13 protein-coding genes are annotated in these 13,017 nt (G+C 65.1%); 3 read left to right on the top strand and 10 right to left on the bottom strand.

Annotated features, from left to right (window positions below):
- Window positions 1-16: 16 nt before the first annotated feature.
- From IE126_RS07100 to IE126_RS07060, 9 genes are all read right to left on the bottom strand, one after another.
- Entirely contained in the window at window positions 17-802 is a 786-nt protein-coding gene (locus IE126_RS07100) for a DUF4167 domain-containing protein (protein WP_108126864.1), read from the bottom strand.
- A 234-nt stretch (window positions 803-1,036) separates the two neighbouring features.
- The gene (gene prmC / locus IE126_RS07095) at window positions 1,037-1,870 is read right to left on the bottom strand and encodes a peptide chain release factor N(5)-glutamine methyltransferase (RefSeq protein WP_189380567.1); all 834 of its coding nucleotides are present in this window, start codon (window positions 1,868-1,870) and stop codon (window positions 1,037-1,039) included.
- Entirely contained in the window at window positions 1,867-2,922 is a 1,056-nt protein-coding gene (prfA, locus tag IE126_RS07090) for a peptide chain release factor 1 (RefSeq protein WP_189380566.1), read from the bottom strand. Before prfA ends, prmC begins: the two co-directional genes overlap by 4 nt.
- Window positions 2,923-2,953: 31 nt before the next feature.
- Window positions 2,954-3,427, bottom strand: coding sequence for a DUF1499 domain-containing protein (locus IE126_RS07085; RefSeq protein ID WP_229825292.1), 474 nt, complete (start codon window positions 3,425-3,427; stop codon window positions 2,954-2,956).
- A complete protein-coding gene (gene speB, locus IE126_RS07080; RefSeq protein ID WP_189380565.1) occupies window positions 3,424-4,389 on the bottom strand; it encodes an agmatinase in 966 nt (321 codons plus the stop codon). The genes IE126_RS07085 and speB overlap by 4 nt, the downstream gene beginning before the upstream one ends.
- Window positions 4,390-4,503: 114 nt before the next feature.
- On the bottom strand, window positions 4,504-4,998 hold the full coding sequence (locus IE126_RS07075) for a Dps family protein (protein ID WP_189380564.1): 495 nt from the start codon (window positions 4,996-4,998) through the stop codon (window positions 4,504-4,506).
- A gap of 81 nt (window positions 4,999-5,079) precedes the next feature.
- Complete coding sequence (locus tag IE126_RS07070; protein WP_189380563.1) at window positions 5,080-6,486, bottom strand: aminotransferase; 1,407 nt, start codon at window positions 6,484-6,486, stop codon at window positions 5,080-5,082.
- Window positions 6,487-6,646: 160 nt separating this feature from the next.
- Entirely contained in the window at window positions 6,647-7,489 is an 843-nt protein-coding gene (locus IE126_RS07065) for an isocitrate lyase/PEP mutase family protein (RefSeq protein WP_189380562.1), read from the bottom strand.
- Window positions 7,490-7,542: 53 nt separating this feature from the next.
- The gene (locus IE126_RS07060; protein ID WP_054303480.1) at window positions 7,543-8,706 is read right to left on the bottom strand and encodes a M20 aminoacylase family protein; all 1,164 of its coding nucleotides are present in this window, start codon (window positions 8,704-8,706) and stop codon (window positions 7,543-7,545) included.
- A 128-nt stretch (window positions 8,707-8,834) separates the two neighbouring features.
- Here IE126_RS07060 and mazG point away from each other — a divergent pair, with 128 nt between their 5' ends.
- The 3 genes from mazG (at window position 8,835) to IE126_RS07045 (ending at window position 11,900) form a co-directional block, all read left to right on the top strand.
- Window positions 8,835-9,629: a nucleoside triphosphate pyrophosphohydrolase gene (gene mazG / locus IE126_RS07055; protein ID WP_229825317.1), complete on the top strand. Its 795-nt coding sequence runs from the start codon at window positions 8,835-8,837 to the stop codon at window positions 9,627-9,629.
- Between the two features lie 126 nt (window positions 9,630-9,755).
- A complete protein-coding gene (locus IE126_RS07050) occupies window positions 9,756-10,757 on the top strand; it encodes a Fe(3+) ABC transporter substrate-binding protein (protein ID WP_189380560.1) in 1,002 nt (333 codons plus the stop codon).
- Between the two features lie 195 nt (window positions 10,758-10,952).
- Window positions 10,953-11,900: a nucleoside hydrolase gene (locus IE126_RS07045; RefSeq protein WP_189380559.1), complete on the top strand. Its 948-nt coding sequence runs from the start codon at window positions 10,953-10,955 to the stop codon at window positions 11,898-11,900.
- Here the strand turns inward: IE126_RS07045 and IE126_RS07040 are convergent.
- Window positions 11,897-12,946, bottom strand: a complete 1,050-nt coding sequence (locus tag IE126_RS07040) for a sensor histidine kinase (RefSeq protein ID WP_189380558.1) — start codon at window positions 12,944-12,946, stop codon at window positions 11,897-11,899. The genes IE126_RS07045 and IE126_RS07040 overlap by 4 nt on opposite strands.
- Window positions 12,947-13,017: the final 71 nt, after the last annotated feature.

The raw sequence follows: 13,017 nt of genomic DNA, 5'->3' as shown, positions 1-13,017 counted from the left end.
CGCGTGGCCCCGTTTCTTATTCTGCGGCTTCCGGCTTTTCCGCCTCGGTCTTGGGTTTCGGCGTGCGCGGCTTGCGCGGGGCAGCCGGCTTGCGCGGCTTCGGCGCCTCGGCAGCGGGGGCCTCGGTGGCCGGGGCTTCCGGGGCGGCCGTCACCGGCGCCGAAGGTTCGGCAGGTGCTTCGGGCGTGGCCGCGGGTTCGGCGGCGCCTTCAGTGCCTTCGCCACGCGGGGCACGACGGTCGTATTGCGGACGCGGGCCACGGAAATCGCGGCGGCTACGGTCGCCCTCGCGGCGCTGGTTCTGCCCTGCCTGCGGCTGCCCCTCGCGCTTCATTTCCGGCGTTTCGACCAGCGTGCTTTCCTCGTCAGCGGTCAGCGTCATGGCCTCTGCCGGAACCTCGGGCTGGTCGCCTGCCCCCGGGTCGCGGGCATCGTTCCGGTCGCTGCGGTCCTGATGGCGGGGATTGCCGCCGGACTGGCCGTTGTTCTGGCCGCCGCCCTGCTGGTTGTTGTGGTTCTGATATTGCTGCTGACGCGCCTCTTGCTCGGCCGCCAGTTCGCGTTGCGCCTCGCTGAGCATACGGGTGTAATGCTCCGCGTGCTGAAGAAAATTCTCGGCGGCGACGCGGTCATTCGAGAGCTGCGCGTCACGCGCGAGAATGAGGTACTTCTCGATGATCTGCTGCGGCGTGCCGCGCACCTTGCCTTCGGGGCCGGAGCTGTCGAAGACACGGTTGATGATGTTGCCCATCGTGCGCGGGCGGTTCGACTTCGAACGCGAGCGGGATTTAGAGGATCTCATCTTGTCCTATGATCCGGTAGTCCGGGGTGACTGGCCGACCTGCATCGTCTGCCGCGCGAGGGAAATTCCCTCCGGAGGTATGCTGTCATGCTTTCAGCTTGAAAACGGGGAGCGAGCCAATCGCCCCGCCGCTGAAACCGGAGTAACCATGCGACGTGCTGCGTGACAAGCAGATTCTGCGCAGAAAATTGGGGAAAACCTCGATTTTGTGCCAAAATGGCCGGAAGTCGCCGGTCATTGCGGTGCAATGGCGGAAACGACGCGGTGGCGATTGTCCAGATCGGTGAGGATTCGTGCCTGTGCCAGACCGGCGGCGGTGAACAGCGCGGCAACGGCGGCCCCCTGTGTCGGGCCGATTTCCACCAGAAGCCTGCCCTGCGGCAGCAGATGGTCGCGCGCACCGGCTGCGATGGCGCGGTAGGCATCCAGCCCGTCGCCACCGGGGGTCAGGGCCAGATGCGGCTCCCATTCGCGGACCTCGGGGGAAAGCCCGGCCATTTCATCGGCGGCGATATAGGGCGGGTTGGAGACGATCAGATCGAAGCGACCGCTGATCGGGGCGAACCAGTCGCCTTGCAGGAAGGACGCGCGGTCCGTGAGGCCGAGGGCCACAGCATTGCCGCGCGCCACCTCCAGCGCGGCGTCCGACAGGTCGGTCGCAATTCCCGTCGCCCCGGACCGTTCTGCGAGCAGCGTCAGCAGGATCGCGCCCGAACCGGTACCAAGATCCAGAATACGGGAGAACGGCGCGGCCAGGGCTTCGGCGACCAGCGTTTCGGTTTCGGGGCGCGGGTCCAGCACATCACGGGTGACGCGGAAACTGCGCCCCCAGAACTGTCGCTGCCCGGTGATCTGACTGACCGGCTGACGCGCCAGACGCGCGGTCACGGCCTCTTCCAGCCGCATCGCCGCCGCTTCGGGCAGCGGATCATGCAGCGCCAGCATCACCCGGTCGGCTGAGATCTCAAGCGCATGCGCCATGAGAAGCCGGGCATCCCGTGCGGCATCGGGCAGACCGGCGGCCGTCAGGCGGGCGACAGCCTCGCGATAGGCCAGGGCAGCGGTCACGCCTCCATCTCCGCCAGTTTGGCGGCCTGATCATGCGAAACCAGCGCCTCGATCACCTCGCCCAGATCGCCCTGCATAATCTGCGGCAGGGCGTAGAGCGTCAGGTTGATGCGATGGTCGGTCATCCGCCCCTGCGGGAAGTTGTAGGTACGGATGCGCTCGGAACGGTCGCCGGACCCCACCTGCGCCTTGCGGTCGGCGGCGCGGGCCGAAGCGGCCTTGTCACGCTCCATCTCGAACAGACGGGCACGCAGCACCTGCATCGCGATGGCGCGGTTCTGGTGCTGCGACTTCTCCGACGAGGTGACGACGATGCCACTGGGGATATGGGTGATGCGCACAGCCGAGTCGGTGGTGTTGACGTGCTGGCCACCTGCCCCGCTGGCGCGCATCGTGTCGATGCGGATGTCGGTGGCGGGGATGTCGATGTCGACCTCCTCGGCCTCGGGCAACACGGCGACGGTAGCGGCAGAGGTATGGATGCGGCCCCCCGCCTCGGTTTCCGGCACGCGCTGCACGCGATGGGTGCCCGCCTCATATTTCAGCCGGGCAAAGACGCCCTCGCCCTGCACATGCGCGGTGAATTCCTTCAGCCCGCCAAGATCGGAAAGCTGCTGTTCCAGCACCTCGAAGCGCCAGCCCATGCGTTCGGCATAGCGTTGGTACATCCGGGCCAGATCACCGGCGAAAAGGCTCGCCTCCTCGCCGCCGGTGCCGGGACGGATCTCAAGGATCGCCGGGCGCGCATCGGCGGCATCTTTCGGCAGAAGCGCCAGACGCAGGGCCTGCTCCATCTCGGGGATGCGGTCTTTCAGGCGGGGAAGCTCTTCCTCGGCCAAGGCGCGCATTTCGGGATCGGTCAGTATGGCCTCGGCCTCGGCCAGATCGGCCAGGGCACTGCGATAGGCCACGATTTCCGCCACCACGGGTTTCAGATCGGCATATTCGCGGCTGAGCGCGGCAATCTCGGCCGGGGCGGCGCCCTGTCCGAGCTTCGCTTCCAGATATTCGAAGCGGCGGGTGATCTGGTCGAGTTTATCGAAGGGAACCATGCGACCGATGTGGCGCGAAGGCCGCGCGCGGTCAAGAGGCGGATGGGGACAGCGCGGCCAGCCAGCGTTCGGCGCGCGCCCGGTTCACCCCCATATCGGAATAGCCAAACCGCGCGCGGGACCAGAGCCTGAGGCTGGCGCCTTGCGGTGTGGCGAAGGTTTCGACCGTGATGACATCGGGAAAACCCCAAAGGGCAGACCGCTGCACAAAGGTCATGCGCCCTTCCGCCGGGCTGCCCGCGATCAGGGTCGTGCGCGGCTCGGCCAGCGCCACGGCTTGCAGACGTTCGGCCAGTTCCCAGTCTGTCAGGCCAGGGAACACCGGGGCGGCGATCTCGCCGCCCTCGGGTCGCACCCGCACGTCATTCGGCTTGCCGGTGCGCAGAGGCTCGGCAAGGCTCACATGCCAGTCCGCCGGATCAAGCGGCGCGAACCGCACCGCCAGCGCGAGGCACAGCACAGCCAGCAGCGGCAGACCAAAAGTGACGGCGAGGATCAGTTTCATCGCCGGGTCTTGGCCCAATGGTGCAGGCAGAGGATTTCATAGGCGACATGGGCGCCTGCAATGGCCGTGGCCCCGGTGGTGTCATAGGGCGGCGAAACCTCGACCACATCGCCCCCGACGAGGTTAACCCCCGCCAGATCGCGCAGGATCGCGGCGGCCTGCCAGCTTGCCAGCCCACCCCAGACCGGCGTGCCGGTGCCGGGCGCGAAGGCCGGGTCCAGCGCGTCGATGTCGAAGGTCAGATAGACCGGATGGTCGCCGACGATGGCTTTCACCTTCTCGACGATCCGCGCCACACCGATTTCATGGCATTCGCGGGCGTCGATGACATTCATCCCCAGATAATCGTCGCAGAAGGTGCGAATGCCGATCTGGACGGATCGTTTCGGGTCCACGATGCCGGTCTTCACGGCCTTGTACATCATGGTGCCGTGGTCGATCCGGGTCAGGTCGTCATCGGCCCAGAGGTCGGAATGGGCGTCGAAATGGATCACACTCATCGGGCCGAATTTCTCGGCATAGGCCTTGAGGATTGGCCAGGTGATGAAGTGATCGCCGCCCAGCGTGATGCTGGCGGCGCCCGCGTCGAGGATCGTGCGGATGTGATCGGTCAGCCGGTCGGGGAAATCCGCGACCTTGGCGTAGTCAAAGGCGAGATCGCCGTAGTCGATCACCGCCAGATCCTCCAGCGGATCGGTGCCCCAGCCCTGCGGCGGATCATAAGGTTGCAGGCTCGATGCCTCGCGGATGGCGCGGGGACCGAAGCGTGTGCCGGTGCGGTGCGTCACCGCCTGATCGAAGGGCACGCCGGTCACGGCGACATCCACCCCCGTCAGTTCCTTGGTATATGTCCGGCGCAGAAAACTGGTGGCACCGGCAAAGGCGTTTTCAAAGGCATAGCCGCGCGGGCTTTTACGGGTGAAGGCGGTATCGACTTCGTTCTTGGCATCTTCAAGGGCCATGGAACGCTCCTCGGGTCTGAAGGTCGTCATTCTGGTCATCGGAGACGCGCCGGATCCGGGTGCGGCGAGATTGCCGCCCCGGTCGCCAAAGTCAAGCCTTGCGGCAGAATTTGATCATTTTGCAGTAGCGCGCAGCATCCAGGCTGCCTTTTCATGCGCAGCACAACGCCCGGTCAGCAGATCGGCCGTGACCGGATCATTGCCCTTTTCGGACGCCGCAATCACTTTGCGCATCCGCTTGGCCACCGCCTCATGATCCGAGGCCAGATCCTCGATCATCTCATGCGCCGAGGGCAGCTTGGCCGGGTCGCTGATGATCGAGCCTTTGGCCATGGCATCCAGCTGGAACGGCGCCAGACGACCCAGCGCGCGCATCCGTTCGGCCAGATCATCGGCGGCCCGGAACAGGTCGTTATACTGTTCCTCGGTCAGCAGGTGGATCGGATGGAACAGCGGCCCTTCCACATTCCAGTGATAGGCATGGGATTTGAACAGCAGCCGGTAGGTATCGGCCACGGCCTGCGACAGGCCCTCGGAAATGGCCAGCACATTCACAACCCCGGTGTCGATCCGGTCGGCCTGCGGGACGGTGTCCAGAACATCGGTCATGGCAGTCTCCTTTCCTGATGGCCGGGGCGGGATGCCCCGGCGGTCAGTCAGGCAACGTGCATTGCCGCCTGCGGGTTCCGCTCAACCCAGTTTCACGCCTTCGCGCACCAGATCGTCGGCCACCTGCCGGATGGCACGCTCCAGCGTATCGCCCACCATCCCGACATCCTCGGCCGTCAGGGTCAGCGGCGGCGACATCACGTTCAGATGGCCCAGCGGGCGCACCATCAGGCCCATCGCCTCGCAGGTGTCGGCAATCCGGGTGCCCACGTCCAGATCCTCGGGCAGAAGCGCCCTGGTGGCCTTGTCGGCAACATTCTCGACGCAGATCATCAGCTTGCGGCCGCGCACCTGCCCGACCATGGGCAGCGCCTCCAGCGCCTTCATCCGCGCTTCGAACAGCGCACCCACGCGGGTGGCATTGCCCAGCAGGTCTTCCCGCTCGATGATCTCGATGTTCTTCAGCGCGGCGGCGCAGGCGACGGGATGGCCGGAATAGGTGAAGCCGCTGGTGAACCAGCGCGCGCCATCCGCCGCCATGGCCTGCCAGATCCGGTCGGAAAAGATCAGCGCGCCCAGCGGTAGATAACCCGAGGTCAGCCCCTTGGCGCAGGTGATCATGTCAGGCTGGATGCCGAATTCTGCCTCGCTGGCGAACCAGTGGCCCAGACGTCCGAAAGCGGTGACCACCTCGTCGGCCACGAACAGGATGTCATGCTGTCGGCAGATCGCGGCCATGCGTTGCAGATAGCCTTCGGGTGGCACGATCACCCCGCCCGAGGCCTGAATCGGCTCGGCGAAGAATCCGCCGACCTTCTCGGGGCCGATCTGGGCCAGTTTCGCCCCGAACTCCGCCACCAGCCAGTCGCAGAAGGCGGCCTCGTCCATGCCTTCCGGCGCGCGATAGGGGTTCGGCGCGGTCAGGTGATGGATGCCGGTTTCCTGATAGCGGAAGAATGGCACGCGGTCGCCGGGGCGCTTGCCCACCGATTGCGAGATATAGGTGGAGCCGTGATAGCTGTAATCCCGCGCGATCATCTGCGTCTTTTCAGGTCGCCCCATCGCGGTCTGATAGTAATGCACCATGCGATAGGCCGTATCGACAGCAGTGGAACCCGAGGTGGTGAAATGCACCCGGTTCAGATCGCCCGGCGCAAGGCTGGCAAGCTTCGCCGCCAGCAGCGCCGCCGGTTCGTTGGTCGTGTCAACGAAGGTGTTGGAAAAGGCGAGCCGCGTCACCTGATCGGCTATCGCCTCGGCCATCTCGCGTCGGCCAAGGCCGATATTGGTGCACCACATGCCGCCGATCGCGTCGAAATAGCGCCGCCCCCCGGCATCCCACAGCCAACAGCCCTCGCCCCGCGACATCACCAGCGCCCCCTTCTCCTCGAAGGGGCCAAAGTTGGTCCAGGGGTGCAGGTGATGGGCCTTGTCCATCGCCTGCACATCCTGTGGGCTGGGGCTATTGCGGGGAAAATCGGCGGTCATCACTTGCTCCGTTGCGGTTGGCGTCAGGAGCGACTGTAGCATTTTGATCAAAATTCGGCCAGCCGGAGCCACCTACCAAAGGCTGCGGTTGCATAGATATGGTGGCCTAAAGGTTGATCCACCACGATATGCCGAAGCCGCCCGCTTTAAAGCGATTCGGCTAGGCCAGCCGATCCGGCAGGCGGCGATCCGACATCAGCGCCGAAACCTCCGCATCCGGCATCGCGGCAGCAGCATAGTCAAAGCAGCCCTCGCTCAGGATCTGTCTGGCAGCAGCCTGCACCGCGCCAAAGCCCGTGCGGAACAGTGACCCGCCCAGGCTGATGCGCTTCACCCCGGCCCCGGCCAGTTCCGCTACGGTAAAACGTGCCCCGGTCAGGCCCATCACCACATTGACCGGACGGTCGACCGACGCACAGACACTGCGGATTGCCGCCAGATCACGCAGGCCCGGCGCGAACAGCACATCGGCGCCCGCATCGGCAAAGGCTTGCAGACGCGCGATGGTGTCATCCAGATCAGGGCGCCCCCACAGAAAGTTCTCGGCCCGCGCGGTCAGCAGAAAAGGCTGCCCCTGCACCGCCTCGGCAGCGGCGCGCACCCGTTCCACCGCATGTTCAAAGGGAAAGATCGGGTCGGTGGCGTCGCCGGTCGTATCTTCGATGGAACCGCCCGCCAGACCCGCAGCAAGCGCCAGACGCAGGGTTTCGGCGCAATCCTCCGGCGCCGGACCAAAGCCATCCTCCAGATCGGCGCTGACCGGCAGGTCGGTCGCCGCCGCAATTTCGGCTGCATTCTGCAAAACGCCCCGGCGGCCAAGCGCCCCGGCGGAATCGCGCAGGCCTTGGGCATAGGCATGGCCCGCGCTGGTGGTCGCAAGGGCCGCAAACCCCGCCGCCGTCAGCAGACGGGCCGAGCCTGCATCCCAGGCATTTGCCACCACAAAAGCGCCGGGCGCCTGATGCAGCGCCCGGAACCGTTCAAACTTTGCCGGCTGGTCCATGTGACATCTCCCTTTTCAGGAAGTCTGGGCCAACCGGAACAAATTGGAAACACCTATTTCGCAGGCAGCGCGGTTTCCACCAGCCGGGCAAAGAAGCTGGCCCCGACCGGCGCCGCCTCGTCGTTGAAATCAAAGGCCGGGTGATGCAGCCCCGCGCCCGGCCCGGTTCCGAGGAACAGATAGGCGCCTGGCCGCGCCTCCAGCATATAGCTGAAATCCTCGGACCCCATCTCGCGCCCGGCCTCGGCATTCACCAAAGCAGGGCCGACGACCTCGCGCGCGACCGAGGCCGCGAAATCGGCCTGATCGGCATGGTTGATCGTGGGCGGATAGCCCCAGTCATAATCAATCCGCGCGGTGACATTGAATGCTGCGGCATGCCCTTCGATGATCTCGTAGATCCGTTTTTTCAGCAGCGCCCGCACCTCGGGTTTGAAGCAGCGGATGGTGGCGGCGAACATCGCCTCTTCCGGCACGATATTGCTGGCCGTCCCGGCATGGATCATGGTGACAGACAGCACCGCCTCATCCATCGCAAAGATGTTACGCGACAGGATGGTCTGCAACCCCTGTACCATGGAAACCACGGCCGGAATCGGGTCGATGCATTCATGCGGGGTCGCCGCATGGCCGCCGCGCCCGGTGACATGGACAACGGCAGTATCGACCGAGGCCATCAGCGCCCCGCGTGTGGTCTGGAACTGGCCGAAGGGCAGACCCGGCGCATTGTGGATGCCATAGACCTCGGCGATGTCGAACCTGTCCATCACCCCTTCCTGCACCATGACATTGCCGCCGCCGCCGTCCTCTTCGGCCGGTTGGAACAACAGCGCCACCCGGCCCGAAAACCGCCGCGTCTCGCACAGGTATTTTGCCGCGCCCAGCAGCATGGTCACATGGCCGTCATGACCGCAGGCATGCATCTTGCCCGACACTTTCGAGGCATGTTCCGCCCCTGTCGCCTCGTCGATAGGCAGCGCATCCATATCGGCGCGCAGCCCGATGGTCCGCCCGCCATCCTGCCCGTTGATGATGGCCACGACGCCCGAGGTCGCGATCCCTTCGTGGATTTCATCCACCCCCATCTCGCGCAGGCGCTCCACGATGAAGGCCGCCGTCTGGTGGCACTGGAATTCCAGTTCGGGATACTGGTGCAGATGCCTCCGCCATCCCTTCATCTCTTCGGCGAAATCGGCGATGCGGTTCAGGACTGGCATAAGGTGGACTCCCGGCACGTTTCAGGTCTAAGCCCGGAGGGAAGCCGAAAACCGGAGCCTCCGCAATGCCCAAGCGTCCCCTGCCCCGATCCGAAAGCGACGCCCTCGTGCATGACGCCACGGCAGGCATGCCCCGCCTGCTGGAGATCATGGCCCGCTTGCGTGCACCTGACGGCTGCCCCTGGGACCGCGAACAAGACTTTACCACCATCGCCCCCTATACGCTGGAAGAGGCGCATGAGGTCGCCGATGCCATCGCGCGCGAGGCATGGGACGAGCTGCGGCTTGAACTGGGCGACCTGCTGTTCCAGTCGGTCTATCACGCGCAACTGGCGGAAGACGCGGGGCTTTTCGCCTTCGAGGATGTGGTTTTGGCGATTTCCGACAAGATGGTTGCCCGGCATCCCCATGTCTTTGGCGACGAAAGCAACGCGAAAAGCGCCGAACAGCAGACGGCGGATTGGGAACGGGTCAAGGCCGCCGAACGCGGCCCGGCCCGCACGCTGGACGGTGTGGCCATGGCACTTCCGGCGCTGACGCGGGCGGTGAAGCTGCAAAAGCGCGCGGCGCGGGTAGGGTTTGACTGGCCCTCGACCGCCGAGGTCGTCGACAAGATCGTCGAGGAGGCGCAGGAACTGAGCGAGGCCCGCGACCGGCTGACCGAGGCCGAGGTCTTCGAGGAATTCGGCGATCTGATGTTCGTCGTAGCCAATCTGGCGCGGCACCTGAAGATCGACCCTGAGGCCGCGCTGCGAGCCGCCAATGCCAAATTCACCCGCCGCTTTGGCCGGATCGAGGATTGGCTGGCCGAGTCAGGCCGCAGCCCCGCCGACAGCGACCTCGCGGAAATGGACGCGCTGTGGAACCGGGCCAAGGCGGAGGAAAAGGCAAGAGGCGAGAGGCAGACGCCAAATTCGGCGTGAACGAATATGCAAATTTCTTCCCGAAGAAATTTGCCCGCTCAATTCCGACTCGTTCAGTCAGGCATTGACCCAAGTGAAAGACTCGGGTTATCACGGCGCCAGAATTTTTGACAAAAGAGGTCAACAATGAAGCGCGCCCTGCTGGCACTCGCCCTCTGCTCGACGGCCCTTCCCGTCTTCGCGGACGAAGTGAACATCTATTCGCACCGTCAGCCCGAACTGATCCAGCCGCTGCTGGACGCCTTCACCGCCGAGACCGGCATCGAAACCAACGTGGCCTTCGTGGACAAGGGCATGGTGGAACGTCTGGTGGCCGAGGGCGACCGCTCGCCCGCCGATCTGGTGCTGACCGTTGACATCGCCCGGCTGAGCCAGGTGGTCGAGGCCGGTGTGACCCAGGCCGTCCAGTCCGACGTTCTGAATGCCAATATCCCGGCCGAGTTCCGCGACAAGGATAATCACTGGTTCGGCCTGACCAGCCGCGCCCGCATCGTCTATGCCTCGAAAGAGCGCGTGAAGGACGGCGAGGTCACCGCTTACGAGGATCTGGCCGATCCGAAGTGGAAGGGCCGCATCTGCTCGCGCTCGGGGACGAATGATTACAACATTGCGCTGCTGTCGGCCTATATCGCCCACCACGGCAGCGAAGCCGCGACGCAATGGGCCGAAGGTCTGAAGGCCAATCTGGCGCGCAAGCCCACGGGCAATGACCGCGATCAGGTCAAGGGCATCTGGGCCGGCGAATGCGACATCTCGATCGGCAATACCTATTACATGGGGCAGATGCTGGCTGACCCGGAGCAGCAGGAATGGGCCAATTCCGTTCGCATCGTCTTTCCGGTGTTTGAAGGCGGCGCCACGCATATGAACATCTCGGGCGTTGCCATGACCAAGGCCGCCCCGAACCATGATGCGGCTCTGAAGCTGATGGAATGGCTGTCGTCGGACGAGGCGCAGCGCATCTATGCAGAAACCAACAACGAATTCCCGGTGAAGCCGGGTGTGCCTGCGTCGGAACTGGTGGCAAGCTGGGGCACCTTCACCCCCGATGGCCTGTCGCTGGCCGATATCGCCGGGCACCGCGCCGAGGCGCTGAAGATCATGGAACAGGTCGATTTCGACGGCTGATCCCGGATCCTGCTCCGGCACGGCAGACGGGCGCCTCTGGCGCCCGTTTTTACTATATGGTCAAATGTCCGCTGCCAGAATAAACCTTGCAGGCCGCTGACATGCCAGGCAGGATCGCCGATAAACTCCGGGTTGAACGTGCAACTCCGGCCCTGCTATGCCAGCGTGTCCGACAGAGTCGCACAGGAGAGACCGATGCCTCAAGGCCCGCGCAAGATCATCATCGACACCGATCCGGGGCAGGACGATGCCGTGGCGATCCTGCTGGCGCTTGCCAGCCCCGAAGAGGTGGAGGTTCTGGGCATCTGCGCCGTGGCGGGCAATGTGCCGCTGGCGCTGACCGCCCGCAATGCGCGCATCGTCTGTGAACTTGCGGGCCAGCCCGGCGTGAAGGTCTTTGCGGGTTGCGACCGGCCGCTCAGCCGCAAGCTGGTGACGGCCGAATATGTGCATGGCGCGACCGGGCTGGACGGGCCGCAACTGCCCGATCCCGTGATGCCATTGCAGGACCGGCATGCCGTCGATTTCATCATCGAGACGCTGCGGGCCGAACCCGCGGGAACCGTCACGCTTTGCCCGCTGGGGCCGCTGACCAATATCGCCACCGCCCTGCAACGCGCGCCAGACATCGCCTCGCGCATTCAGGAAATCGTGCTGATGGGCGGCGCCTATTTCGAGGTGGGCAATGTTACCCCGGCGGCGGAGTTCAACATCTATGTCGACCCGCAGGCGGCGGATATCGTGTTCCGCTCCGGCGTGCCGCTGGTGGTGATGCCGCTCGATGTGACCCATAAGGCGCTGACCACCCGCCCCCGGATCGAGGCCTTCCGCGCCATGGGCACCGAACCGGGTCGCATGGTGGCGGAATGGACCGACTTTTTCGAACGTTTCGACGTGCAGAAGTATGGCAGCGAAGGCGCCCCGCTGCATGACCCCTGCGTCATCGCCTGGCTGATCCGGCCCGAGTTGTTCACCGGGCGGCACATCAATGTCGAGATCGAAACGCAGTCCGAGCTGACACTGGGCATGACCGTCGCCGACTGGTGGGGCGTGACCGACCGCAAGCCCAATGCACTGTTCATCGGGGATCTGGATGCCGACGGTTTCTATGCGCTGCTGACCGAGCGCATCGCCCGGCTTTAACCCAGCGGCAGAACCACGGTGAAGGTGCTGCCCTGCCCTTTTTCACTTTCGATGCGCAGCCGTCCGCGATGACGGTTGACGATATGCTTGACGATGGCCAGCCCCAGCCCGGTGCCCCCTTTCTCGCGCGAGCGGTGGGTATCGACCCGGTAGAACCGTTCGGTCAGGCGCGGCAGGTGCTGCGCCTCGATCCCTTCGCCCCTGTCGCGCACCGCCACCGAGACCGCACCGCCCGGCGATCCGGGCAAAGCCGCCTCGCGGCCGATGCTGACGGTGACCAGCTTGCCGGGCGTGCCGTATTTCACCGCATTCTCGACGAGATTGTGAAACACCTGGGTCAACTGGTCCGCATCGGCCCTCAGCTTCACCGGCGCCGAGCCGCCGGTCAGTTCCAGCGTCACCCCCGCCTGTTCGGCCATCGGGCGCAGCGTCGTCAGCACGCTGGCCAAAAGACCCGACAGATCGACCACGCCCTCGGGCCGCATACGCTCCTGCGATTCCACCCGGCTGAGCGACAGAAGATCGCGCACCAGCCGGGTCATCCGTTCGGCCTCGCGCGACATGATGCCCAGAAACCGCTCGCGGGCATTGGCGTCGTTCTTCGCCGGACCTTGAAGGGTTTCGATGAACCCCAGCAGCGCGGTCAGTGGCGTGCGCAGCTCGTGGCTGACATTGGCCACGAAATCCCGCCGCAACTGGCCGATCAGCTCCTGTTCCGTCACGTCGAAGAAACTGCACAGCGCCCCGCCTCCCGGCGTCGGGCCGACGGTGATGTCATAGACCACCTCATGCGCGCTGGGGCTGAGATTGCAGCGCAGATGCTGTTTCTCGCCGCCGTGCATGACTTCTTCGATCGCGGCCACCAGCGCCGGCTGGCGCAGGCTCAGCCCGAAATGCCGCCCGACGGCCTGTGGCCCCAGAAGGACCACCGCCCGCGCATTGGCCACACCGATCCGCATGTCGGGGCCGACATGCAGCATCGGCAGGGGCACCGCCTGCATGAAAGCCTCGCGTTCCGCCACGATCCGCGCCGTTTCACCATCCATGTCCTGCATCCGCTCGGGCCTCCCGGGTTGAGGCAGGCTTACCGCCCTCCTGCCCTTGCCGCAACAGGAAG

Source organism: Gemmobacter nanjingensis, from assembly GCF_014652195.1.
GTDB classification, from domain to species: domain Bacteria; phylum Pseudomonadota; class Alphaproteobacteria; order Rhodobacterales; family Rhodobacteraceae; genus Gemmobacter; species Gemmobacter caeni.
Note: the sequence above shows the minus strand (reverse complement) of the source record. Positions and strands in the feature narration are given on the sequence as shown.

Excerpts from the sequence above, each read along its gene's own strand:
- IE126_RS07100 (WP_108126864.1), bottom strand. The coding sequence starts at position 802 with ATGAGATCCTCTAAATCCCGCTCGCGTTCGAAGTCGAACCGCCCGCGC.
- prfA (WP_189380566.1), bottom strand. The coding sequence starts at position 2,922 with ATGGTTCCCTTCGATAAACTCGACCAGATCACCCGCCGCTTCGAATAT.
- IE126_RS07085 (WP_229825292.1), bottom strand. The coding sequence starts at position 3,427 with ATGAAACTGATCCTCGCCGTCACTTTTGGTCTGCCGCTGCTGGCTGTG.
- speB (WP_189380565.1), bottom strand. The coding sequence starts at position 4,389 with ATGGCCCTTGAAGATGCCAAGAACGAAGTCGATACCGCCTTCACCCGT.
- IE126_RS07075 (WP_189380564.1), bottom strand. The coding sequence starts at position 4,998 with ATGACCGATGTTCTGGACACCGTCCCGCAGGCCGACCGGATCGACACC.
- IE126_RS07070 (WP_189380563.1), bottom strand. The coding sequence starts at position 6,486 with ATGACCGCCGATTTTCCCCGCAATAGCCCCAGCCCACAGGATGTGCAG.
- IE126_RS07065 (WP_189380562.1), bottom strand. The coding sequence starts at position 7,489 with ATGGACCAGCCGGCAAAGTTTGAACGGTTCCGGGCGCTGCATCAGGCG.
- IE126_RS07060 (WP_054303480.1), bottom strand. The coding sequence starts at position 8,706 with ATGCCAGTCCTGAACCGCATCGCCGATTTCGCCGAAGAGATGAAGGGA.
- mazG (WP_229825317.1), top strand. The coding sequence starts at position 8,835 with ATGCCCCGCCTGCTGGAGATCATGGCCCGCTTGCGTGCACCTGACGGC.
- IE126_RS07050 (WP_189380560.1), top strand. The coding sequence starts at position 9,756 with ATGAAGCGCGCCCTGCTGGCACTCGCCCTCTGCTCGACGGCCCTTCCC.
- IE126_RS07045 (WP_189380559.1), top strand. The coding sequence starts at position 10,953 with ATGCCTCAAGGCCCGCGCAAGATCATCATCGACACCGATCCGGGGCAG.
- IE126_RS07040 (WP_189380558.1), bottom strand. The coding sequence starts at position 12,946 with ATGGATGGTGAAACGGCGCGGATCGTGGCGGAACGCGAGGCTTTCATG.